Below are 23,600 nucleotides of genomic sequence, written 5' to 3'. Positions count from 1 at the left end.
GTTCGTAATTCAAAACTTCAAAATATAATTTTCCAATTGTTTCAAACTAATCCTATTCTCATATATCGCTTTTCCTATGATCACTCCTTCACAACCCAGTTCTGCAAGTTTTGGTAATTCATCAAATTCTGAGATTCCACCGGATGCGATAAGATTGATATTTTTAGTTTCAGACAGGATCTCTTCATAAAGATCAAATGACGGGCCTTCCAGCATTCCATCCTTAGAAATATCTGTACAGATCACATATTTCGCACCTTTCTCTTCATAGTTCTGAATAAAAGGAATGATCTCCTTATCTGAATCTTCCAGCCAGCCCGAAACCGCTATCTTTCTATTCTTTGCATCGGCTCCCAGAATGATCTTATCACTACCATACTTTTGGATCCAGTTTTGAAATATTTCAGGATCTTTAACGGCAATACTACCACCGGTTATCTGGTTAGCTCCACTTTCGAAAGCGATCTCAAGATCTTTATCAGATTTTAATCCACCTCCAAAATCAACTTTAAGGTCGGTTTTTGAAGCGATCTGTTCCAGGATCTTATGATTCACTATATGTTTAGACTTTGCGCCATCAAGGTCTACGAGGTGTAAATACTCAATTCCGTGGTCCTGAAAGGATTTGGCTACCTCCAGAGGATTCTCATTATAAATTTTCTTGGTATTGTAATCACCTTTTGAAAGCCTTACGCATTTACCTTCGATGATATCTATTGCCGGTATTATTCGCATATGAAGTTAGAATTTAGAAGTGGGAAGTACGAATTCTGAAATACGAGGTACAAGGTTTGAAGTAAAAATTTCATTTTAATCTATTTTTTTTAAATCTATTTCAAATCCCTGAATTTAATTCAGGACTTTTTTTACTATAATGATTTACGGAATTCTGAGATTCTGAAACAAGTTCAAAATGACGTGCTATATTTAGTATATTTTAACTACACTAAATTTCATTTTCAATAATTCATATTTCAAACTTCGTCGCTCTTCGTTCGCAGCTCCAATTTCAAGAAATTCTTTAGTATCTGCTCGCCTGTTTTGCTGCTTTTTTCAGGGTGAAACTGGACTCCGTAGAAATTACCCCGATGTAATGCCGTAGAATAGTTTACACCATACTCAGTTCTGGCAATTTCATCTGCACACTCAGGAACGTAATAGCTATGTACAAGGTAAACGTATTCGCCGTTTTCAACATGATCGAAAAGATGTGAATCAAGATTTGTGATCTGGTTCCATCCAATCTGTGGGACTTTTACCGAATTATCAAAACGTTTTACATCAGCATCAAAAATCCCCAGCCCTTTTGTATCCCCTTCTTCGGAATAGTTGCACATTAACTGCATTCCCAAACAGATACCCAGAACAGGATGTTTCAACGTTGGTATTACCTTATCCAGGCCAGTTGATCGTAGCATTCTCATGGCACTTCCAGCTTCGCCTACTCCCGGAAATATAACTTTATCGGCATTCCGGATTTCCTCAGCATCGCTGCTAAGATCCGCCTCGTATCCAAGTCGTTTTATTGCGAATTTGATACTTTGGATATTCCCGGCTCCGTAATCTATAATTACTATTTTCATTAAAGCATTCCTTTTGTAGATGGTAAGATCATTTTTTCGGTGTCTCTTTTAACCGCCATTTTTATAGCTTTCGCAAAGGCTTTAAAAATAGCTTCTATCTTATGGTGCTCATTTTTACCTTCCGCTTTAATATTCAAATTTGCTTTAGCGCCATCGGTAAAGGATTTAAAGAAATGATAGAACATTTCTGTAGGCATCTTACCAATCATTTCCCTGTTGAAATCTGCTTCCCAAACCAGCCAGTTCCTTCCGCCAAAATCAATGGCGACCTGTGAAAGACAATCGTCCATAGGTAAACAGAATCCATATCGCTCAATACCCAGCTTATTTCCTAGCGCTTTACTAAAGACTTCTCCCAACGCAATCGCGGTATCTTCGATAGTATGATGCTCATCTACCTCCAGATCACCTTTTACAGCGATTTTAAGGTCCATCTGTCCATGACGGGCTAACTGATCAAGCATATGGTCAAAAAAGTCGATACCGGTGCTTATATCGCTTTTTCCGGTTCCATCGAGGTTCAATTCGATCTTAATATCTGTTTCGTTGGTCTTTCTCTCGATAGATGCCGTTCTATCCTGTAGTTTCAGAAATTCATAGATCTCTTTCCAGGAATCGGTTTTTAAAGCAATTCTATCCTCAACTTCAGATTTATCATTTTCCACTTCATCTGCACCAAGGCCTTCATGATTATCAATGAAAATTCCCTGACCACCAAAGTTCATGGCGAATTCAATATCTGTTAGTCGGTCGCCTACCATAAAAGAATTCTTAAGGTCATAATCTGCGTTATCCATAAATTTTCTTTCCAGCAAACCGGTATTAGGTTTCCTGGTAGGAGCATTTTCTTTCGCAAAGGTTCTGTCTATCAAAACATCACTAAACTCAATGCCTTCATTCTTAAAAGTTTTGATAATGAAATTCTGAATTGGCCAGAAATCGCTTTCCGGAAAACTATCAGTTCCCAATCCGTCCTGATTGGTCACCATTACGATCTCATAATCCAGCTCTTTGGCGATCTTACCCAGGTAGGTAAAAACATCGGGATAAAACTCTAATTTATCCAGACTGTCGATTTGATAATCTTCAGGTTCATGGATCAATGTCCCGTCACGATCTACAAATAATACTTTATTCATTATCTAATTCTTTAAATACTTCAATTAGTTTTTTGTTTTCTTCTTTGGTCCCAATGGTTATCCTCAGGCAATTCTCACACAAAGGCTGGCTGCTTCTGTTCCTTAACACGATTCCTTTTTCAAGAAATTGATCGTAGCGTTTATTCGCATCATCCACTTCCAATAACAGAAAATTAGCGTCTGACCTGTAAATTTTAGAAACAAAATTAACTTCAAGTAATTGTTTAAATAAAAGCTTTCTTTCATTCTTAATATCAAATACTTGTGATTTTATTTTATCCAGATCGAATAAAGTTTCAAGAGACTCACTCTGAGTTAGTTGATTTACATTATAAGGAGGTTTGATCTTATTCAGAACAGAGATAATTTCTTCTGAAGCATATAATACCCCCAGCCTGATCCCTGCCTTACCGAAAGCCTTTGAAAAAGTTTGCGTAACGATTAGATTAGGAAAATCTTCCAGCCTGTTTATCCAGCTATCTTTTTCTGAAAAATCTATATAAGCCTCATCGATCACCACTAACCCATCAAATCTTTTAAGAATTGCTTCTATCGTATTCTCTTCAAATGAATTCCCGGAAGGATTATTCGGTGAACATAGAAAAATGATCTTGGTTCTGGAACTTACCTGTTCAAAGATCGCAGTAACATCTGGTTCAAAATCGTGGTTTAATAAAACCTCTCTGTTTTCAATATCATTGATATCTGCAAGAACCTTATACATGCCGTAGGTTGGTGGAAGTGATATAATATTATCTCTTCCAGGCTCACAGAAAGCCCTGAAAATAAGATCAAGAACTTCATCACTCCCATTACCTAATAAGATATTGGACGGAGCGACATTCTTAATTTCAGAAAGCTTTTCCTTAACCTGAGCTTGTTGCGGATCTGGGTATCGGTTAAACCCATTATCATTCGGATTCTCATTAGCGTCCAGAAAGATCATTTCTGCGCCCTGAGTTTTAAACTCATCCCTGGCTGAAGAATATGGCTTCAGACCTGCAACATTAGGCCGAACCAGTGTATTTAAATCGAAATTCCGCATTTTATTTAAGGTCTTTTAATCTTAGACTTACTGCATTCTTATGGGCCTGTAAACCTTCAGCTTCGGCTAGTAATTCTATGGATGGTCCAATTTCTCTAATACCCTCTTCGGTGATCTTTTGAAAGGTAATGGTCTTCATAAAACTGTCCAGGTTTACACCGCTATACTGCTTGGCGTAGCCATTGGTAGGCAAGGTATGATTGGTTCCGGAAGCGTAATCTCCAGCACTTTCAGGGGTGTAGTTCCCTATGAATACAGAGCCCGCATTCACAACACCCTTCACGAAATAATCTTCATCTTCAGAACAGATAATGAAATGCTCTGGGCCATATTCATTGATGAGTTCCAAGGCTTCTTCTTTTGAACTTACCAGGATCAACCTGGAATTCTCTATAGCCTTATCTGCTATGGCTTTTCTGGGTAACTCCTGTACCTGCGACTCGATCTCATCTGAAACTGCATTTATCAGCTTTTCTGAAGTCGAAACCATGATCACCTGGCTATCTACACCATGTTCTGCCTGACTTAGCAGATCTGAAGCGACGTAAGCCGCATTTGCCGAGTCATCTGCAAATACCAGTAATTCTGAAGGTCCTGCCGGCATATCAATAGCTACCTGGTATTTCGTCGCGAGTTGTTTAGCAACAGTCACAAACTGATTTCCAGGTCCGAATATCTTATAAACTTGCGGAACATCTACTGTTCCGAAGGTCATCGCGCCAATGGCCTGTATACCTCCTATTTTGAATATTTGAGTTACCCCACAAAGTTCAGCGGCATAAAGGATTGCCGGATTCACATTTCCATTCTTATCTGGTGGTGTGCATAAAATGATCTCCTTACAACCAGCAAGTCTTGCCGGAATAGCCAGCATTAATATAGAAGAGAACAAAGGAGCGGTTCCACCGGGAATATAAAGCCCAACTTTCTGGATCGCTTTCTTTTCCTGCCAGCATTTAACTCCGTTCGTAGTTTCAACACTTACCTTATCGGTTCTCTGTGCAGCATGGAATTTTTCAATATTGGATTTCGCCAGTTTAATAGCCGACTTCAATTCTTCTGAAATTTCCTTATCAGCATTCTGAACCTCGGCTTCTGAAACCTTCAGATCTTCTAATTTAATACCGTCAAACAGCTCGGTATATTTTGCAACTGCAGCATTTCCTTTAACCCTAATCTCATCAAAGATCTGATTCACAGTTTGCTCAATATCGGCAACCGTCTGAGTAGGTCTTTTCAGGATCTCAGGCCAGTCTGCTCTTGACGGATTTAATATCTTATTCATACTCTTAATATTCAGCAGTTATTAAATTACCATTTTTTCAATTGGTGCAACCAGGATTCCTTCAGCTCCAAAATCCCTAAGCTCATCAAGGACTTCCCAAAAACGCTCTTCATTTATTACAGTATGAACAGAACTCCAGCCTTCTTCCGCTAAAGGTAAAACCGTTGGGCTTCTCATTCCAGGCAATAATTTTATTACATCCTCCAGCTTCTCATTAGGAACGTTCATGAGAATGTATTTAGAAGTCCTTGCATTCAACACAGACTTCATTCTGAATTGCAGCTTCTCCAGGATCTTCTTTCTTTCTTCAGAAATTTCAGGAGAAATAGCCAATACTGCTTCACTTTTCAGCATTACTTCTACTTCTTTCAGGCCATTCTTGAATAAGGTACTTCCGCTGGACACAATATCACAAATAGCATCGGCAAGGCCAATATTTGGAGCGATCTCAACAGATCCATTAATAATATGCAGATCGGCAGAAATCCCCTTCTCTTTTAAAAACTCATTTACCGTATTAGGATAAGAAGTAGCGATCTTTAGACCATCCAGATCCTTAATGCTATTGTAGTTGAAAGATTTTGGTACCGCCAGGGAAACGCGACATTTTGAAAAACCCAGCTTTTCTCCGCGTATGATATCCTGACCTTTTTCGATCAAAACATTTTCGCCGATAATAGCAACATCTACCACTCCATCTCTAAGATACTGCGGGATGTCCCCATTTCTAAGATACATTACTTCTAGCGGGAAATTTCTTGAAGATGCTTTAAGCTGTTCTTTTCCATTATCTATAGATATCCCGGCGTCTTTCAGGATTCCAATGGAGTCTTCGAATAATCGACCCGATTTCTGAACTGCTATTCTTAACTTTTCTTTACTCATGATTTTGTTTGGTAGTATTAGAAATAAAAAAACCCGCTTGATTGCTCAAACGGGTTATGATATTTTAGTTAAAGTTACAACATATCACAATCACCTCGCCTGAGCGTGGAAAGAAAAATGATGATGATGTACTGTATAGTTTCTCATTGTGAGTTCAAATCTAAATAAAATTATCAGAAATAAAACCTGAAACTTAATTTTTAAGAATTGTTTATTAGTTATTACCTAAAATTATCGGCATTCCGTCATCTCCAGAACCAATAACGACCACTTTTGCATTTGGTGATTTAGCCAGTTCTACTGTGGCCTGAATACCTTTTTCCTTAAGTACTTTATCTGTTAAGGACTCACTAAGAATACGGTTGGCAGTTGCCTTACCTTCAGCATCGATACGCTGACGTTCAGCTTCCTGCTCAGCCTTGGTCAATCTAAATTCATATTCCAGGGATTCCTGCTCCTGTCTTAGCTTTCTTTCGATCGCTTCCTTAATGGTAGAAGGTAGAGACACATCCCTAACAAGAACCTCATTTACCTGAACATACTGATCTTCCAGTAAAAGGTTTGTTTCGTCAAAAATCTCCTTTTGTATTGCTTCTCTTTTACTAGCATAAAGTTGCTCGGGATTATACCTACCTACCACAGCTCTGGTTGCCGAACGGATCGCAGGTTGAAGCAGACGCTGTATATAAGCCTCTCCTTTTTCCTGGTGTAGCTTTCCTAATGCATCATATTCCGGTTGAAACCAAACTGAAGCATCCAGGCTGATCTCAAGTCCATTGGAAGAAAGTACACGCATTTCTTCATCAATAGACTGTTGACGAACTTCATAAACAAATACTTTGTTCCATGGAGCCACAAAATGAAATCCTTCAGATAATGGCGGTTGATCTGTAACCACACCACCACCAAAGGTTCGGTATAAAACTCCGGCCTCACCGGAATCAATAGTAACTGTAGATTTAGCGATAATAATAATTAATATGACAACACCAATAAATAATGGTATGCCAATCTTGGGTAATCTTTCCATATATAATAATTGAAATTTAAATTAGTCCTAAATATTTTCGGTAAAACCATTCAACGGCAAGAATAGAAATCAATATAAACAACAGGTAATACCAGTCTATCAAAGGTACTGTTTTTTGACGGCTTTTTTGAACGGGTTTAAACTTATCATCGGCCAGCAGGCTATTAATTAAGTCATCTACCTGATCCTGGAAATAGAGCCTTGTATCATTGTTACTCGCAAATGACTGCATACCAGACAGATTAGAGGAAACGAATTGCTGTTCACTGTTATAATCGATCACCTCAAAATTTCCTGATTTTGAGAGGTTCTCTCCCTGAACTGATATGTTGTAGGAGTAATTCCCCGGCGGCAGATCACCACCATCGAACTGGTAAAAATTATTTTTTAATAATAAATCTGAGTTGAAATCTGCTCCGGTACCGTTATTTCTTACATTGATTTTTAAATTTCTGCCGGCATCAAACTGATAATTTTCATCAAAATACTGGGCAGATATCACAACATTTTGATTTGCATAGTAAAAATTCTCAGCATCAATAGTTAATCGCTGCTGGCGGTTTATAGCGCTTAAATTCTGTATCAGCTTCCCCAAAAAATCGTCAAACTCACTAAAGGAATTTTGATCCAGGTAGGATTTCGCCCGCCATCTCCATAGATTTTCTCCAAGCAGAAAACCAGATTTCGGATTTTGCTGGCTAACGGCCATTAATGGTTCACCGGTTTGCACCCCTTGTAATTCCTGAGTAAGCAAAACATTGTAGACTTTTGAATCAAATTTTACCGATCCGAATTTGTCTATTAAAGGTGGAAAATCATCAAAGCCAATATCCTCGAAAGCAAAAGAACTAAAGGTTGGATTATATACAGGAAAAATTTCCTGGGGTTGATTGGTATAAGCTTTGCTAAAGCCCAGATCCAGATTGTTCAAAAAATTCCAGTCTGTTTTAGATCCTGTAATGATGAGAAAGTTGTAGTTATTTTCAAGAATATCTGTGATCACAGAATTAAACTTGCTGTTAACCTGATACAATATAACTAATTGATAATCTGAAATTTCAAAATTTGAATCGCCAAGATATTTAATTGTTGCAGATCGTTGCTGATTGCTTTGTACAGACTTCTGCAACGCACCCAGATCTGGATGTGAAATATCGCTTAGAATTAGAACTGACGTACGTTCATCAATAACTTCGACAGCAAATTTTCGAATATTATTTATAAGATTCTTTTCACTTTTCCCAGGTTGAATCTCAACTTCATAGGTTTTTACTCCAAGGGAACTGGCAGGCAGATCTGTTCTAATTATTCCTGAGGAAACGTCGGGAGATAACTCTAGCTTTTCCTGATAGATAATAGTCTCTCCAGATTTGATAGTCACTTCAGCCTCAATATTATCTTTTCCGGAATAATTAAAGAAAATTTCTACGGGAAACCTGTTATTCAAAAAAGCATACTTATTGGCATTGATTTTATCAATGCTCAAATCCTTGTACCTGGTGGTATCTCCTACAATAACCGGTAAAATTTCACTGCCAGATCTTTTATTGAAATATCGAAAATCCCGACCCTGGCTTTGGTTACCATCGGTTAATAAAACCACTACAGAATTTTCATGAGAGTTAAGATCTGAGGTTTCTGTAAGTGCAGTATAAATATCTGTTTGCCTGTCCTCGAAGTTCAGAGAATCATCCAGGGATAATCGTTCTCCAAAAAACATGGTTTTAGTATTGAAGTTTTGCTGAAGGCGATCATTATCATAGAATAAAGCGGGGATTTCCTTCAGTCTCTCGGCTTCCCCTAAAAAAGAAATCGACTGGGAATTATCTGCCAGTAATATTAATTCTGGTTTATCGATCTCATATTCCACCGAGCGAATTTCAGGGTTTATAAGGAGCAGTAAAACTAAAAACACGGAGGCCGCCCTGAGAGCAAAAAATATATAATCCTTTTTTCGCTTATTCTCATTTTTGAACAAATACTGAAAAAAAGCAAACCCCAGCGCTACAAAAAGTGCCAGGGTTATATATAAAATTGTGCTTATTTCCATCGAGATCTGTTAGAATTGTGAAGTTAACAATTAAAAAGAATTAATTCACAATCTTAGATCAAACACAGGTTTTAAGTATGCATACCTCCATCTACATGGATTACCTGCCCGGTAACGTAAGAACTTAGATCACTCCCCAGGTAGACGCAAGCATTGGCAATATCTTCAGGACTTCCTCCTCTTTTTAATGGAATTGAATCTCTCCATCCCTGCACAGTTTTCTCATCCAGCTTCGCAGTCATTTCAGTTTCAATGAATCCCGGAGCGATCACATTTGTTCGAATATTCCGTGAACCGAGCTCCTGAGCCATAGATTTCGAAAAACCTATAATTCCGGCTTTGGAAGCTGCATAATTCGCCTGCCCGGCATTTCCGGTTACACCAACTACAGAACTCATATTAATGATGCTACCGCTGCGTTGTTTCAGCATAGTGCGCTGAACCGCTTTGGTCATATTAAAGATCGATTTTAGATTTACTTCGATCACCCGGTCAAAATCCTCTTCGCTCATTCTCATAAGCAGGTTATCTTTAGTAATACCGGCATTGTTCACAACAATATCTATAGATCCAAATTCGCTAGCGACACTATTAATGAGTTCCTGAGCTTCCTCAAAACTCGCAGCGTTAGATTGATAAGCTTTTGCTTTTACACCCTGCTCTTCCAGTTCCTTTGCTAGTTCCTCTGCAGATTGTGAAGATGAATTATATGTAAAAGCCACGTTGGCTCCATGCTTAGCAAATACCTGGGCTATCCCTTTTCCTATCCCGCGGCTACCCCCGGTGATTATAGCATTTTTTCCTTCTAATAATTTCATATCAAATGATCTTGGTTAATTGACGACCCAAATATAACAAAACCTGAAAGGCATTAAATAAATTTTAGACCCAACTTGCTTTTATCATTTTTCCAGGCAATGCAATTTAATTCCTGCGCTTAACATATTACTTGTAAATTGTAGAGACCATTAGCCTATACAGTTTAATTAATAAGTGAATTAACCGCCGTGAGAGATTTAACCTTACATCATCTTTTAGGTTTTTTGATGCTAATGACTATTTATAGTTGTTTTAATTCAAATGAAAAAGATACAATTGCCGAGCTGTATTCAACCTCAGATACTATCCTGGTGGTTGCCCATCGCGGTTCACATTCCTTTCATCCGGAGAATTCACTCAGTGCTTTTGAAGCTAGTATTGAAAACGGAATAGACATTATCGAAACTGATCTGCGCTTAACCCGGGACAGTGTTTTCGTCCTGATTCACGACGAAACTTTGAACAGAACTACTAACGGTAAAGGCGCAGTGAATGAATATTCTCTCGGGGAAATAGAAAATTTTAATCTTTTGTTCCAGAGAAAGCTTACAACAGAAAAAATTCCAACATTAGAGCAAGTATTAAAATTATCTAAAGACAGGATCATACTCAATCTGGATCTTAAAATCCAGGATTTCAACGTGATTAAAAAATTGGCAGATATGATTGAGAAATATCATATGGAAGATTCTGTCATAATTAGCATCAGAAATATTCAGCTTATTCCAAAGATCCACAAGTATAATCCTGCAATAAAATTAATGCCTGTGGTGAGTACTAAAAAGAAAATAAGAAAGGTGATGAAGTATAATTATATAGATATCATTCAGGTTCGACCCAAACCTTATACTTCCTCATTAAGAAAGGGATTTCAGGAACAAGGAATAAAAATATGGGTAAACGCTCTCAATAAATATGACCGGCTACAGGAAAAAGACAAGACCGGTTTCAGACAATTAATCAAAAGAAAAAAAGTAGATATAATTCAGACAGACCATCCTGAAGAATTACTGGAATTCCTTAAGATAGAAAACCTGCATTCCTGAAATCCATAACATAAAAGATCCCTCCTTTCAGTAAAGAAAAGAGGGATCCTAATATTAAATTTCTACTCTTAAGAGTTAAGTACTTCTGCTACTTTCATTCCTATTTCTGCAGGAGAATCAACAACATGAATGCCATTTTCCTTAAGAATCTTCTTTTTAGCCTGAGCTGTATCTTCGCTACCTCCAACGATCGCACCGGCATGACCCATAGTACGTCCTGCAGGAGCAGTCTCACCAGCAATAAAACCTACAACAGGTTTCTTATTACCATTCGCCTTGATCCACTGAGCAGCATCAGCCTCTAACTGACCACCTATCTCACCAATCATTACAATACATTCAGTTTCATCATCGTTCATAAGCAGTTCAACAGCTTCCTTAGTAGTGGTCCCAATAATTGGATCTCCACCAATTCCAATAGCTGTAGTTATACCAAGACCTTGCTTTACAACCTGGTCTGCAGCTTCATAGGTAAGAGTCCCGGATTTAGAAACGATACCTACTTTACCTTTTTTGAATACAAAACCTGGCATAATCCCAACTTTAGCTTCACCCGGAGTAATAACACCAGGACAGTTAGGACCTATTAATCTACAGTCGCGGTCTTTAATATAATCTGAAGCCTTCACCATATCGGCAACAGGAATTCCTTCGGTAATAGTAATAATCACTTTTATACCTGCATCTGCAGCTTCCATGATCGCATCTGCAGCAAAAGCCGGCGGCACGAAAATGATGGATACATCTGCCCCGGTTTGCTCAACTGCATCAGATACAGTATTAAACACAGGTTTATCAAGGTGCTTTTGTCCTCCTTTGCCCGGAGTAACCCCACCAACTACATTTGTACCATATTCTATCATTTGTTCCGCATGGAATGTACCTTCACTACCGGTAAAACCCTGCACGATAACTTTAGAATCTTTATTGACTAAAACGCTCATAAGTGTCTTTTGAATTTTGGATTACAAAAGTATGTTTTTAAATATAAACCCTAAAGTCATTTTGTAGATTATTGCTGTAAAAAACCTTAAAATTCCTATAAATTCGACAAGAAAACAAAAATCCCGAACCTTAAGGAACGGGATCTTCTAATTGTTTGAAAGGATTAATTATCGCTAATACTCATTTTCTGAGTTCCGCCATCAATCATCTTCACTTCAATGTTTATATCATTTTTACTTTCTAATATTTCTTTGGCCTTAGCAGCGCTGATCTTCTTGTCATTATAGTAGAAGCTTCCTCCTGCTGACTGAATCTTATCTATTTCCTCGGATGGATTCGGTGGTGGAGCCGGAGAATCACCTTTGACTTTTATTATTTCCTTTTTAACGGTCTTTTTCTCTCCATCTTCCTCAATCACTTCAATTTCCATGACTCTTTCTGAATCTACATTAGCGGAACCTTTTGCTGTCTTACCTGCTTTAGGTGCCTTCGGAGCCTTTGGAGGTTTTGGAGCTGATCCAGGTTCTGCCGGCATCGGAGGTGGCGGAGGTAATATTGCAATGCCCGAGATCTTCGCAATTCTACTATTACCGAAGGCTTTATTGACTTTTTCGACAAATCCTTCTTCAGGATTGATCATTTTTACTTTTAAACCCATTTCCCGAACTTCGTCATCGCTCTTTTTGTCCATCAAATTATCTAAGTGCTCCTGAAGTCCTGCCACCTTTATTTCCTTACCATTTATATACAGTGAACTTTCTTCAATCTTTACCGATAATGTATTATTATCCTGAATAAATGCTTCTCTAAAGTGAGCATTTTGAGTATCTGTTACCAAAACTGTATTTGCTTTTATTTCATTATTGAAGAAATACACACAAATTGCAAGTACAGGAATTAACATGCTTAACTTAAGAAGCATTTTTTTGAAAGAGAACGTTTTTGAAATCATAAGTATTCGTTTTTTGATTAATGATTGACTCATGGGACTTGATAAGGTATTATGATAGTGTCCCGAACTATAATTGCATAAGATTTTCGAGTATTGCAGCGCACTCATGTTGTTTTTTATCACTGCATGGTCTGCCAGATATTCATGGTTTAATTTTATGGATCGTTTTATCCAGATGAATACAGGATTGAACCAGAAGATAATCTGGAGAAATTCAATGAATAATAGGTCCAGGGAATGTTTCTGGTCTACGTGAATCTTCTCATGTTCTATTATCGCATTTGAAATTTCCTTATTTTGAAATTCTTTTTTATTCAGAAAGATATATTTAAGGAATGAATAGGGACTTAACTTCTTCTTCATTAAAACCAGAATATAATGTCCCTGGTCATACTTATCATTTTCATTGATCTCCTGAAACATGGATTTTAAATTACTGATAAACCTACCTGCAAAAATTATTAATCCCAGCAAATAGGCCAACAGGATCCAGTTATAAGAAATGTTCTTTTCAGCAGAATTGGTAAGGTTATCAGGAGATAATGCAAAATTCTCTGAAAAAGGTAAAGACTCCTGGTAAACTTCCACGGTGTAGCTAAAACTTATAAGAGGTAAAATGAAGGAAATTAAAAGGATTGCGAGCAAATAAAACCTTTTGAAAAAATTGAATTGCTCATCTTCCAGGAAAAATCTGTAAAAGCTGTACAAAACAAATAGACACAATCCCGATTTTATAATATATTCCCACATCTTATTTGTTCTTTAATTGCCTATCTATTAGCTCTCTAAGCTCTCTTAATTCCTTCTCACTCAGGTCTGATTCAGTGGTGAAAAATGAAGCAAATTGTGCCGTAGAATCGTTGAAGAAATTTTTAATCATTCCATTCATTTGTTTGGAAAAATATTTCTTTTTCGAAACTTTCGGGAAATATTCCCGTGACCTGCCTTTTTGAATATAATCCACAAAGTTTTTATCCTGCATACGCTTCAATAAAGTTGCAACCGTGGTAAGGGCCGGCTTGGGGTCAGGGTATGCCTCCAGCAGCTCCTTCATATAAGCCGTTTCCTTTCTCCAAAGAATCTGCATTAACTGTTCTTCTGCATTAGATAATTCCATCAATTCTGTTTTACTCTACAAATGTAGAATTAAAATATTTATTCTACAAATGTAGAATGCAAAAAAAATAAAAAAACCCTTAACAACTAAGTTAAGGGCGCATTGATTATTTTTTATTAAGACCAGGGATTATCGTCAATTTCCTCACCCAGCTGACTTATTTGAACTCCTTTATAAAGTTTCCCATCCTTCAATTCCCACATGGCAATAAAATGTCCAAGGGGCATTTCTTCATCAGGATTTTCAATAGTTCTAACATAATAAGTAAAATGAATAGCTGCATTACCGCTTTTTGCGATAACTTTATCTACCGCTGCGCGAAGAGATTCGTAGGACTCAGCAAGTTTTTCACTAATTTGAGCGATACCCTCCAGGTCAAGTTTTCTAAGACCGGTAGTACCATACCAGGAAAGTTCAACATCAGGATGCAAATAACTTCTCAAAACACTTTCATCCTTATAGAAATTGGATTCATAGAATTTTCTAACAATTTCCTTTGTTCTTAAACCCATATCTTACTTATTTATATTTTTTATAATCCCGGGCAGTTGCTTGACTGCCGCGTACTCTTTCAACTTAGTTCTAACCTCACCAAACGGTGTTCCCCAATAAGTGGTATTTGGACTGGTATCTTTGGATACTCCACATTGAGCCATCAATACCGTTCCGGTAGCAATGGTCACATCGCTTCTAATTCCTACCTGTCCCCATATAGTTACCTCGTTTTCCACAACTACACAACCTGCAATACCTACTTGCGAAGCTATTAAACATTTTTCACCTATCACAGTATCATGTCCTATCTGAATAAGATTGTCAAGTTTTGAGCCTTTTCCAATGGTCGTATCGCCGGTTACCCCGCGGTCTATCGAACAATTAGAGCCAATTTCAACATTATCTTTTATGACTACCCTACCTCCGGAAAGCAATTTATCAAAACCTTCTTCCCGCTTTTTATAGTAAAAAGCATCTGCCCCGAGAACAGTTCCTGCATGGATTATTACATTATCTCCAATAATACAATCGTCTCCAATATTCACATTGGCATGTATAAGGCAGTTCTTTCCGATCTTCACATTATTCCCTATCACCGCGTTTGGCTGGATGACCGTACCCTCCCCTATTTCTGCAGATTCAGAAATAGATTTCAGCGTCACCTGAAAAGGTTTAAAATGCCTGGTGAGTTTATTAAAATCACGGAAAGGATCATCTGAAATCAATAACGCCTTACCATCAGGACATGCTACTTCTTTATTAATTAAAATGATCGTCGCAGCAGACCCTAATGCCTTCTCATAGTATTTAGGATGATCTACAAACACTATATCTCCGGGAGTTACCACATGTATTTCATTCATTCCCTGGACAGGAAAATCTTGATCTCCTACAAATTTACAGTCGACCAGGCTGGCAATCTCCTTTAAAGAATATTGGCGGGGAAATTTCATTTAAGGCAGATTATTCTTTAATTCTTTCCTTATAAGTTCCCTTATCAGTTTCGATCCTGATCTTATCTCCCTCGTTTATAAACAGGGGAACATTTACCTCGTAACCTGTTTCAACAGTAGCAGGTTTCGTGGCGTTGGTAGCCGTGTTTCCCTTTACCCCCGGCTCGGTATGAGTAACTTCAAGAACTACACTGGCAGGCATATCTACAGAAAGTGGCATATTATCCTCGGTATTGATAAGGATTGTAACTACTTCCCCCTCTTTTAAAAGCTTAGGCATATCCAGGGCACTTTCAGTAAGTCTTATTTGCGTATAATCCTCTACATTCATGAAGTGCCAGAATTCACCATCTTCATAAAGGAACTGAAACTTGTGAGTTTCCACCCTAATATCTTCGATCTTATGACCAGCCGAAAAAGTATTGTCAAGAACTTTTCCTGTCGTAACACTTTTTAATTTAGTTCTTACAAATGCAGGACCTTTACCCGGTTTAACATGAAGGAATTCCACGATCTTATAAATATCATGATTATACCTAATGCAAAGTCCGTTTCTAATATCGCTAGTTGATGCCATTCTATTTTTTAATTTGAACTGAAGTATCCTTTCATGATACCTCTTTGTGAGTTTTTAATAAATTCTAATATTTCATCTCTTTCTGCGGTAGCCTGCATTTCAGCTTCAATAATAGCTACTGCCTGGGAGTTGTTATAATTTTTCTGGTACAATATTCTGTAAATATCCTGAATCTCCCTGATCTTTTCGGTTGTAAAACCTCTTCTACGTAAACCAATGGAATTAATACCCACATAACTTAAAGGTTCACGTCCTGCTTTTACAAACGGAGGAACATCTTTTCTCACCAGAGATCCCCCGGTGACAAAAGCATGATTACCAATACTGCAAAACTGTTGAATTGCGGCCATACCTGCAAGGATCACATGATCTCCTACATTAATATGACCCGCAAGAGTACTGTTATTTGAAAAAATACAATTATCCCCTACAATACAATCATGAGCGATGTGGCAATAAGCCATGATCCAGCAATTGTTCCCAATTACCGTTTTCATTCTATCTGTAGTTCCTCTGTTGATAGTCACACACTCCCTGATGGTGGTATTATCACCAATCACGGTAAGCGTATCTTCATCATTAAATTTTTTATCCTGCGGAACCGCAGATATCACTGCGCCCGGAAAGATGCTACAGTTCTTACCGATACGGGCACCTTCCATTATACAAACATTGGAACCAATCCAGGTACCTTCTCCAATCACTACGTTATTATGTATCGTCGCGAAAGGTTCGATCACCACATTTTTGGCAATTTTCGCTCCCGGATGTACATATGCTAAGGGTTGGTTCATTTTATTTATTTTGATTTAACTATTTGTGCCATTAAAACGGCTTCTGTGGCCAGTTGACCATTTACATAGGCATATCCCTGCATCTGGCAAATACCTCTCCTAATCGGGGCCAGTAATTCTAATTTGAATATTAACGTATCTCCTGGTACTACCTGTCTCTTAAACCTCACATTATCGATCTTCATAAAAAATGTAAGATAGTTTTCAGGATCTGGTACAGATTTCAACGCAAGTATACCACCTGTCTGCGCCATCGCTTCTACCTGCAACACTCCAGGCATAACCGGTTTGCCCGGAAAATGCCCCACGAAGAACGGCTCATTCATCGTCACATTCTTCATTCCAATCACATGCGAATCTGTTAACTCATAGATCTTATCTACCAATAAAAATGGAGATCTGTGCGGCAATGTATCCATAATATCATTCACATCCATAAGTGGCGGCTGTGAAAGGTCGATCTTAGGTACATTATTTCTTTTTTCTGCCTTGATAATCTTCGAAAGCTTTTTGGCAAACTCTGTATTTACGTGATGTCCCGGTTTGGTAGCAATAATTTTACCTTTAATTCTGGTACCAATCAGCGCCAGATCACCTAAAACGTCCAGTAATTTATGCCTGGCCGCTTCGTTAGGATAATGCAGGTTCAAATTATCAAGGATACCATTAGGTTTTACGGCAATCTCCTCACGATTAAATGCAACCCTGAGTTTCTTTAAGGTTTCTTCACTTATTTCCTTATCTACGTAAACAATGGCATTATTTAGATCACCGCCTTTAATAAGGCCATGTTCCAGTAAAGTTTCGATCTCGTGTAAAAAACTAAAAGTTCTGGAATCTGCAATTTCTGTTTTAAATTCTGAAAGATGCTCAATCGAGGCATTTTGAGTTCCGAGTACTTTGGTACCAAAATCCACCATAGTAGTAACCTGATATTCATCTGCAGGCATGGCTATAATTTCACTACCATTATCATCACGGTAACAAATCACTTCACTTACCACATATTCTTCCCTGTCAGCTTCCTGCTCCACTGTTCCCGCCTTTTCAAGGGCTTCCACAAAAAATTTGGATGAACCATCCATAATAGGTGGTTCTGAGGCATTCAATTCAATATACAGATTATCTATTTCCAGTCCTACACAGGCTGCAAGAACATGTTCTGAAGTTTGAATAGTCACACCATTCTTATCCAGATTAGTCCCTCTTTGTGTATTAACTACATAAGTTACATCTGCTTCTACCTCTGGATTTCCTTCCAGATCTATCCTCCTAAACACGTAACCTGTATTTTCCGGAGCGGGTTTAAAGGTTAGTTTAACCTCTTTACCCGTATGCAGGCCAACACCCTCAAGAGATACCGCCTCTCGAATGGTTCTTTGTTTCGAAATATTATCAGCCATTATTAATCTTTTTTTCTAATTGGTTAATTATGTTCATGGTTTTGGGAAGATTTTTAAAATGTATATAGGACTTATTATAATCACTATAGCCTATGGCAGGAGAACCCTGCAACATTTCGTCATCTTTTATGTCACGTCCTATTCCAGACTGGGCCTGGATCTTTACACGGTTCCCTATATTAAGATGCCCGGCAATACCCACCTGTCCTCCTATAAGACAATTTTTACCAATCTTGGTAGAACCAGCTATACCTGTTTGAGCAGCAATTGCTGTATTCTCGCCAATTTCAACATTATGGGCGATTTGTATATGATTATCCAGTTTTACACCTTTCCTGATGATAGTCGAGCCTAAAGTAGCCCGGTCTATAGAAGTTGAAGCACCAATATCCACATGATCTTCTATGACCACATTTCCTATTTGCGGCACTTTACTGTATTCACCAGTTTCACCGGGACTAAATCCAAATCCGTCGGCGCCTATTACCGCCCCGCTATGAATGGTCACGTGATTACCTATAAGACTTTCAGAATATATTTTCACTCCAGCAAAGATGGTCACATTATCACCTATTTTTACATTATCTCCAATGTAAGCATTAGGATAAATTTTTACATTCTCTCCTATTTTTACATTTTCACCGATATATGAAAACGAACCCAGGTAAAGACCTTCACCATATTTTGCAGATTCTGATATATGACTTGGATTTTCAATACCAGATTTGTTTAGTTTAATCTGATTGTAGTATTCCAGCAAGGTTGAAAACGCCTTATAAGCATCTTTTACCTTAATCAGGGTGGTATTTACCGGTTGATCAATTTCAAAATCATCATTGATGATAGTGATCGATGCATTGGTGGTATATAGAAAGGAAGTATATTTAGGATTACTTAGAAAAGTAAGTGAACCTTCAGACCCTTCTTCGATCTTGGCTAGTTCTGAAACTTCTGTCTCAGGATTGCCTTCGACCTTACCTTCTAATATTTCGGCTATTTGCTCTGCAGTAAACTTCATTCTGGCAAAAGTAAAAAAAATGCGTTAATCTTTAACTTTTGGATAACACATATAGTATTTCGTGACGGTATTTGTAAGCGCTTTCAGATTAAACTGATCAGATACCTTAACTACATCATTGATCTTACCGTTCTTATGCAGGATGTTAATATTATCGTTTTCTCTTTTGTATGCCAGGTTTGCAATCTCACCTTCAAATACAAAATAAGATGCCTCTTTCTCTGAAATACCATATTTATTCTGCAGGGCCTTTGAACGTTTCTCCAGTTTCTCTTTAGCGGGTTTGTTCTTTTTAATTTTTACCTTTAAGAGGTTTCGGTTAATGATCATCTCACAAAGATTGCTTAGCACGAAATCATCAGAATACATCCATTCTTTCATGGCAGACAGCACATCATTATCGTCTAGTCTTGAAAACATATCCAGGGTTTTAGAATCAAAATCCTCCCTGGTAATTTTATTTTCAAGGAAATACATCAACGAGCCACTGGCATGAAGCCTCTTCCCCTCACCTATCAACTCTTTGGCTCTGATAAGGACCCGAATTAAAAGCTGTTCTGCCACTAAACTGGTTTTGTGAAGATAAACCTGCCAGTACATTAACCTGCGTCCAATTAAAAATTTCTCTACAGAATAGATTCCTTTTTCTTCTACCACCAGCTCATCATTCACCACATTCAACATGGTGATCAAACGTTCACTATTAATATTACCTTCTACCGAACCGGTATAAAAACTATCTCTTTTTAAATAGTCCAGTCTGTCCATATCCATCTGGCTGGATATAAGCTGATTCATAAATTTGCGCTCATAAGAACCTTTGAAGATCTGAATGGCAAGAGTTAAACTTTGGTTAAAGTTGGCATTCATTTCTTCCATGAAAAGCAACGATATGGTCTCGTGATCTACCCCCTCTACAAGGCTATGTTCCATTGCATGGCTAAAAGGACCATGGCCAATATCATGCATCAGGATCGCAATTAACAGCGCCTCTTCTTCTTTGTCTGAAATCTTAACTCCTTTATAACGAAGCACCCTCACCGCCTTTTGCATTAAATGCACACAGCCCAGGGCATGATGAAACCTGGTGTGATGAGCACCTGGATAAACGAGATATGACATCCCCATTTGAGAGATGCGTCGTAATCTTTGGAAATAAGGATGTTCAATTATTTTAAAGATCCGCTCATTCGGGATGGTAATAAAACCGTAAATTGGATCGTTTAATATTTTGAGTTTAGTTTGTGAAGCCAAGCTTTATTTTTCTAAAATTCAAAACAAATATACATATATGTAACGAGCTGTGGTAAACCCAGTATTTTTAGTGCATGACCGCAAGCTTAGTTATTTAAAATCCAATTCAAAAAGACTATATGGACAACATCAAAATTTTATGGGTAGACGATGAGATAGATTTATTGAAACCACATATCATGTTTTTAGAATCCCGGAATTATGATGTTAGCACCTGTAAAAGTGGTACAGAAGCCCTTGAACAGATTGAAAGTGAAAATTTTGATATAGTCTTTCTGGATGAAAATATGCCCGGACTCACAGGTTTGGAGACGCTCGCTGAAATAAAAGAGAAGCGAGAGACCATACCTATAGTAATGATCACTAAAAGCGAGGAAGAATTTATTATGGAAGAAGCCATAGGTTCCAAGATCGCTGATTATTTGATCAAACCTGTAAATCCAAATCAGATACTTCTGAGTCTTAAAAAGAACCTGGACCACTCCCGCTTAATTTCTGAAAAAACCACCTCGAATTATCAACAGGAATTCAGAAAGATCGCTATGGAAATGTCTCAAATCAATTCCTATGAGGAATGGGCTGAATTATACCAGAAGCTGGTTTATTGGGAAATTCAACTGGAAGATATTGAAGATTCCAGTATGGTCGAGATCCTTGAATCCCAGAAACAGGAAGCGAATAATCAATTCTTTAAGTTTATTTCAAAGAATTATCAGAGCTGGTTTGAAAAAGATGCTGAACCACCGGTTATGTCCCATACATTATTCAGAAAGAAGATCCTTCCCGAACTGAAAAAAGATCAGCCCACTTTGTTAGTTGTGGTGGATAATTTAAGATATGATCAATGGAAAGTACTGGAACCGGTAATAAACCCATATTATAAAAAAGAAAAGGAGAGCACCTATTACAGTATACTGCCCACGGCCACACAATATGCGAGAAACGCCATATTTTCCGGGCTGATGCCCAGCGAAATGGAAAAGCTTTTTTCAAAATACTGGAGAAATGATACCGAAGAAGGCGGAAAGAACCTTTATGAATCTGAATTTCTCCAGGAGCAATTAAAAAGATTGGGAGAAGATCTTAAATATGAATACCATAAGATTAGCAGTTTAAAGGCTGGAAGAAAACTTGTTGACAATTTCAAGACCCAGAAAGCCAATGACCTGACGGTAATTGTATACAACTTCGTGGATATGCTTTCGCATTCAAAAACCGAAATGGAGGTGATAAAGGAACTGGCCTCCAATGATAAATCTTACCGGAGCCTGACTCAGAGCTGGTTTAAGAATTCACCATTATTAGAGATCATACAAAAAGCACAGCAATCTGGATTTAAATTGATTATAACCACAGATCATGGAACAATCAACGTAAAGAATCCATCTAAAGTGATTGGTGATAAGAATACAAGTTTAAACCTGAGATATAAGACAGGCAAGAGCCTTACCTATGATAAAAAGGATGTACTGGCGATCGAAGACCCAAAATCGGTATATCTTCCCACTATTAACATGAGTAGTTCTTATATATTCGCCAAAGAAGATCTTTTCTTTGCTTATCCTAATAACTATAATCACTACGTTGGTTACTATAAGAATACCTATCAACATGGAGGCGTTTCCCTGGAAGAAGTTGTAATACCCTTTGTAGTCCTTAATCCTAAATAACCGATAAAAGGCATTTTTTATCGGTGAAAGACACTTTAAAAAGATATACCCCTCTGATTTTCAGGCAAGTGTGGTAGTTTATCCAATTTTTATATATCTTTACAATCCCAAATCTGATTTATTGAACATATGGAGTTAACCTATCAACTTCACGAACTGGATGTAGCTGTAGATTACATTCTAAGTAATACCAAAAGCAAAACTTTGCTTTTCTACGGCGAAATGGGTGCCGGCAAGACGACTCTTATTAAGGAGCTTGTCAAAGCACTAGGCGTAGCTGATATTGCTTCCAGTCCAACATTTTCATTAGTTAATCATTACGAGTCAGACCAGGGATCTGTTTATCATTTCGATTTTTACAGAATCGAAGAGGAAACAGAAGCTTTAGATATGGGTATTGAAGATTACCTGGACTCAGGTTCGTGGAATTTGATAGAATGGCCGGAAAAAATTGAAAATTTACTGGGGGAAAACACCCAAAAATTGTCAATTAAGGTAGATTCTGAGGACAGAAGAACGTTAAAGTTTTGTTAACAAAGTTAAATTTGAAGAAATTTAGCCGCAAAACTTGCTTGTAAGAAAATTTTTACTTTTACAATTGTTTTATAAAGTCAATTTTAAAAAATATATTCATTGAACGATTTATAAATAAATTTAACCTAACATATTTAAAGTTTATTTCGCGATTTTTAGCCAATTTTTTGGCCAAAAAAAAAGCGCAAAGGTACGACTAATGTTTTAACCTACAGGATTTTAAGTTGTTATATGTTTGTTTCAGAAAACAGAACGAAATAACAAACCTTAAAACCTATAATTATGAAACTTAAAGCAGTACTTTTCGCAGCAGCAATATTTGGAGCTAGTTTTTTTGTAACTTCAAGTTCTAACGACGATACTAATAAAGATGAAATTAAAAAGCAAGCTGTCGACAGGAGGCTCATCAGGGTTCCTACTCACGGGTAGTATAATTGCGATTTGTATCGCTTTTAGTCCTTATTTATTTTATCTATATGAAATTTTCCCAAGCACTCGTGTTTGGGAAACTTCTTTTTTTACATATGAGAGTAACTACTATCAAGATGTCCTTACCGCTGCCTGGACATATACCTCAAAATTAGTACCGCTTCTTTTACTAATTATATGGTTTTTTACCTGCAAGCATTGGTGGTATCATGTCATTTTGGTTCCTCTAGTTATGTATGGTTTTCAGCTGGTTGCTGCCTTTTACGAAGATTATTACCAACATGTTATAGGCATGGATAACGGAGATTTAATATATATGGCTCCCTTTTTTATTTTTATCCTATCAATCGTATACCTGGTTCGAATCAAAGTTTTCGATCGTATTTACGGTATTGACCTTTCAGAGTTAGACGAAACAGAAATTTCCGTCTTCTCAAACATATCTGATAAGGAAATGAAGGAAGTTAGAAGTTTCCAGGAAGAAGATGAGGATAACGGGATCGATCAATCCAATATCCTGATAGAAGACTACTACCGTAAACTATAATCCAGAATTCTTCAGTTAATAATTTTAGTT

At 37.5% G+C, this 23,600-nt stretch carries 24 protein-coding genes; 5 read left to right on the top strand and 19 right to left on the bottom strand.

Going from position 1 to position 23,600, the window contains the following annotated elements; genetic code table 11:
• Positions 1-9: 9 nt before the first annotated feature.
• From hisA to fabG, 9 genes are all read right to left on the bottom strand, one after another.
• Positions 10-735 (bottom strand): 1-(5-phosphoribosyl)-5-[(5-phosphoribosylamino)methylideneamino]imidazole-4-carboxamide isomerase, encoded by a 726-nt coding sequence (gene hisA, locus FGM01_RS00405; protein WP_143409150.1) that lies wholly within the window; start codon positions 733-735, stop codon positions 10-12.
• 239 nt (positions 736-974) lie between these two features.
• Entirely contained in the window at positions 975-1,583 is a 609-nt protein-coding gene (gene hisH, locus FGM01_RS00400; protein ID WP_143409149.1) for an imidazole glycerol phosphate synthase subunit HisH, read from the bottom strand.
• Complete coding sequence (gene hisB / locus FGM01_RS00395; RefSeq protein WP_143409148.1) at positions 1,583-2,722, bottom strand: bifunctional histidinol-phosphatase/imidazoleglycerol-phosphate dehydratase HisB; 1,140 nt, start codon at positions 2,720-2,722, stop codon at positions 1,583-1,585. The genes hisH and hisB overlap by 1 nt, the downstream gene beginning before the upstream one ends.
• Complete coding sequence (gene hisC, locus FGM01_RS00390) at positions 2,715-3,767, bottom strand: histidinol-phosphate transaminase (RefSeq protein ID WP_143409147.1); 1,053 nt, start codon at positions 3,765-3,767, stop codon at positions 2,715-2,717. Before hisC ends, hisB begins: the two co-directional genes overlap by 8 nt.
• 1 nt (position 3,768) lies before the next feature.
• Positions 3,769-5,052, bottom strand: a complete 1,284-nt coding sequence (gene hisD / locus FGM01_RS00385; protein WP_143409146.1) for a histidinol dehydrogenase — start codon at positions 5,050-5,052, stop codon at positions 3,769-3,771.
• 21 nt (positions 5,053-5,073) lie between these two features.
• Positions 5,074-5,937, bottom strand: a complete 864-nt coding sequence (gene hisG, locus FGM01_RS00380; RefSeq protein ID WP_143409145.1) for an ATP phosphoribosyltransferase — start codon at positions 5,935-5,937, stop codon at positions 5,074-5,076.
• 214 nt (positions 5,938-6,151) lie between these two features.
• Positions 6,152-6,967 carry a prohibitin family protein gene (locus FGM01_RS00375; protein WP_143409144.1) on the bottom strand — a complete coding sequence of 272 codons (816 nt, stop codon included), beginning with the start codon at positions 6,965-6,967 and terminating at the stop codon, positions 6,152-6,154.
• Positions 6,968-6,983: 16 nt separating this feature from the next.
• Complete coding sequence (locus FGM01_RS00370) at positions 6,984-9,017, bottom strand: VWA domain-containing protein (RefSeq protein WP_143409143.1); 2,034 nt, start codon at positions 9,015-9,017, stop codon at positions 6,984-6,986.
• A 71-nt stretch (positions 9,018-9,088) separates the two neighbouring features.
• A complete protein-coding gene (gene fabG, locus FGM01_RS00365) occupies positions 9,089-9,835 on the bottom strand; it encodes a 3-oxoacyl-[acyl-carrier-protein] reductase (protein WP_143409142.1) in 747 nt (248 codons plus the stop codon).
• 189 nt (positions 9,836-10,024) lie between these two features.
• Here fabG and FGM01_RS00360 point away from each other — a divergent pair, with 189 nt between their 5' ends.
• The gene (locus FGM01_RS00360) at positions 10,025-10,882 is read left to right on the top strand and encodes a glycerophosphodiester phosphodiesterase (protein WP_143409141.1); all 858 of its coding nucleotides are present in this window, start codon (positions 10,025-10,027) and stop codon (positions 10,880-10,882) included.
• Between the two features lie 68 nt (positions 10,883-10,950).
• Here FGM01_RS00360 and sucD read toward each other — a convergent pair whose 3' ends face one another.
• From sucD to FGM01_RS00310, 10 genes are all read right to left on the bottom strand, one after another.
• Positions 10,951-11,826: a succinate--CoA ligase subunit alpha gene (gene sucD, locus FGM01_RS00355; protein ID WP_143409140.1), complete on the bottom strand. Its 876-nt coding sequence runs from the start codon at positions 11,824-11,826 to the stop codon at positions 10,951-10,953.
• 164 nt (positions 11,827-11,990) lie between these two features.
• Complete coding sequence (locus tag FGM01_RS00350) at positions 11,991-13,424, bottom strand: M56 family metallopeptidase (protein ID WP_166435166.1); 1,434 nt, start codon at positions 13,422-13,424, stop codon at positions 11,991-11,993.
• A gap of 106 nt (positions 13,425-13,530) precedes the next feature.
• A complete protein-coding gene (locus FGM01_RS00345; RefSeq protein WP_143409138.1) occupies positions 13,531-13,896 on the bottom strand; it encodes a BlaI/MecI/CopY family transcriptional regulator in 366 nt (121 codons plus the stop codon).
• Between the two features lie 116 nt (positions 13,897-14,012).
• Entirely contained in the window at positions 14,013-14,408 is a 396-nt protein-coding gene (locus tag FGM01_RS00340) for a nuclear transport factor 2 family protein (RefSeq protein WP_143409137.1), read from the bottom strand.
• Between the two features lie 3 nt (positions 14,409-14,411).
• The gene (locus FGM01_RS00335) at positions 14,412-15,344 is read right to left on the bottom strand and encodes a UDP-3-O-(3-hydroxymyristoyl)glucosamine N-acyltransferase (protein WP_143409136.1); all 933 of its coding nucleotides are present in this window, start codon (positions 15,342-15,344) and stop codon (positions 14,412-14,414) included.
• Between the two features lie 10 nt (positions 15,345-15,354).
• Positions 15,355-15,921, bottom strand: coding sequence for an elongation factor P (gene efp, locus FGM01_RS00330; RefSeq protein ID WP_143409135.1), 567 nt, complete (start codon positions 15,919-15,921; stop codon positions 15,355-15,357).
• An 8-nt stretch (positions 15,922-15,929) separates the two neighbouring features.
• Entirely contained in the window at positions 15,930-16,715 is a 786-nt protein-coding gene (lpxA, locus tag FGM01_RS00325) for an acyl-ACP--UDP-N-acetylglucosamine O-acyltransferase (protein WP_143409134.1), read from the bottom strand.
• A 5-nt stretch (positions 16,716-16,720) separates the two neighbouring features.
• Positions 16,721-18,118 (bottom strand): bifunctional UDP-3-O-[3-hydroxymyristoyl] N-acetylglucosamine deacetylase/3-hydroxyacyl-ACP dehydratase, encoded by a 1,398-nt coding sequence (locus FGM01_RS00320; protein ID WP_143409133.1) that lies wholly within the window; start codon positions 18,116-18,118, stop codon positions 16,721-16,723.
• Entirely contained in the window at positions 18,111-19,136 is a 1,026-nt protein-coding gene (lpxD, locus tag FGM01_RS00315) for a UDP-3-O-(3-hydroxymyristoyl)glucosamine N-acyltransferase (RefSeq protein WP_143409132.1), read from the bottom strand. The genes FGM01_RS00320 and lpxD overlap by 8 nt, the downstream gene beginning before the upstream one ends.
• 24 nt (positions 19,137-19,160) lie before the next feature.
• Positions 19,161-20,390: an HD domain-containing protein gene (locus tag FGM01_RS00310; RefSeq protein WP_143409131.1), complete on the bottom strand. Its 1,230-nt coding sequence runs from the start codon at positions 20,388-20,390 to the stop codon at positions 19,161-19,163.
• Between the two features lie 119 nt (positions 20,391-20,509).
• Here FGM01_RS00310 and porX point away from each other — a divergent pair, with 119 nt between their 5' ends.
• From porX to FGM01_RS14635, 4 genes are all read left to right on the top strand, one after another.
• A complete protein-coding gene (gene porX, locus FGM01_RS00305; protein WP_143409130.1) occupies positions 20,510-22,060 on the top strand; it encodes a T9SS response regulator signal transducer PorX in 1,551 nt (516 codons plus the stop codon).
• Between the two features lie 129 nt (positions 22,061-22,189).
• Entirely contained in the window at positions 22,190-22,594 is a 405-nt protein-coding gene (gene tsaE / locus FGM01_RS00300; protein WP_143409129.1) for a tRNA (adenosine(37)-N6)-threonylcarbamoyltransferase complex ATPase subunit type 1 TsaE, read from the top strand.
• A 282-nt stretch (positions 22,595-22,876) separates the two neighbouring features.
• Complete coding sequence (locus tag FGM01_RS14475; protein ID WP_166435165.1) at positions 22,877-23,023, top strand: hypothetical protein; 147 nt, start codon at positions 22,877-22,879, stop codon at positions 23,021-23,023.
• Between the two features lie 232 nt (positions 23,024-23,255).
• Positions 23,256-23,570, top strand: coding sequence for a hypothetical protein (locus tag FGM01_RS14635; RefSeq protein WP_243735739.1), 315 nt, complete (start codon positions 23,256-23,258; stop codon positions 23,568-23,570).
• The last annotated feature ends 30 nt before the right edge of the window (positions 23,571-23,600 follow it).

Source organism: Christiangramia sabulilitoris (assembly GCF_007050985.1).
GTDB lineage: Bacteria > Bacteroidota > Bacteroidia > Flavobacteriales > Flavobacteriaceae > Christiangramia > Christiangramia sabulilitoris.
The sequence above is the reverse complement of the archived record's forward strand: the minus strand, read 5'-3'. Positions and strand labels throughout refer to the sequence as shown.

Coding starts and splice junctions, on each gene's coding strand:
- hisA (WP_143409150.1), bottom strand. CDS start 735: ATGCGAATAATACCGGCAATAGATATCATCGAAGGTAAATGCGTAAGG.
- hisH (WP_143409149.1), bottom strand. CDS start 1,583: ATGAAAATAGTAATTATAGATTACGGAGCCGGGAATATCCAAAGTATC.
- hisB (WP_143409148.1), bottom strand. CDS start 2,722: ATGAATAAAGTATTATTTGTAGATCGTGACGGGACATTGATCCATGAA.
- hisC (WP_143409147.1), bottom strand. CDS start 3,767: ATGCGGAATTTCGATTTAAATACACTGGTTCGGCCTAATGTTGCAGGT.
- hisD (WP_143409146.1), bottom strand. CDS start 5,052: ATGAATAAGATATTAAATCCGTCAAGAGCAGACTGGCCTGAGATCCTG.
- hisG (WP_143409145.1), bottom strand. CDS start 5,937: ATGAGTAAAGAAAAGTTAAGAATAGCAGTTCAGAAATCGGGTCGATTA.
- FGM01_RS00375 (WP_143409144.1), bottom strand. CDS start 6,967: ATGGAAAGATTACCCAAGATTGGCATACCATTATTTATTGGTGTTGTC.
- FGM01_RS00370 (WP_143409143.1), bottom strand. CDS start 9,017: ATGGAAATAAGCACAATTTTATATATAACCCTGGCACTTTTTGTAGCG.
- fabG (WP_143409142.1), bottom strand. CDS start 9,835: ATGAAATTATTAGAAGGAAAAAATGCTATAATCACCGGGGGTAGCCGC.
- sucD (WP_143409140.1), bottom strand. CDS start 11,826: ATGAGCGTTTTAGTCAATAAAGATTCTAAAGTTATCGTGCAGGGTTTT.
- FGM01_RS00345 (WP_143409138.1), bottom strand. CDS start 13,896: ATGGAATTATCTAATGCAGAAGAACAGTTAATGCAGATTCTTTGGAGA.
- FGM01_RS00340 (WP_143409137.1), bottom strand. CDS start 14,408: ATGGGTTTAAGAACAAAGGAAATTGTTAGAAAATTCTATGAATCCAAT.
- FGM01_RS00335 (WP_143409136.1), bottom strand. CDS start 15,344: ATGAAATTTCCCCGCCAATATTCTTTAAAGGAGATTGCCAGCCTGGTC.
- efp (WP_143409135.1), bottom strand. CDS start 15,921: ATGGCATCAACTAGCGATATTAGAAACGGACTTTGCATTAGGTATAAT.
- lpxA (WP_143409134.1), bottom strand. CDS start 16,715: ATGAACCAACCCTTAGCATATGTACATCCGGGAGCGAAAATTGCCAAA.
- FGM01_RS00320 (WP_143409133.1), bottom strand. CDS start 18,118: ATGGCTGATAATATTTCGAAACAAAGAACCATTCGAGAGGCGGTATCT.
- lpxD (WP_143409132.1), bottom strand. CDS start 19,136: ATGAAGTTTACTGCAGAGCAAATAGCCGAAATATTAGAAGGTAAGGTC.
- porX (WP_143409130.1), top strand. CDS start 20,510: ATGGACAACATCAAAATTTTATGGGTAGACGATGAGATAGATTTATTG.
- tsaE (WP_143409129.1), top strand. CDS start 22,190: ATGGAGTTAACCTATCAACTTCACGAACTGGATGTAGCTGTAGATTAC.
- FGM01_RS14475 (WP_166435165.1), top strand. CDS start 22,877: ATGAAACTTAAAGCAGTACTTTTCGCAGCAGCAATATTTGGAGCTAGT.
- FGM01_RS14635 (WP_243735739.1), top strand. CDS start 23,256: ATGTATGGTTTTCAGCTGGTTGCTGCCTTTTACGAAGATTATTACCAA.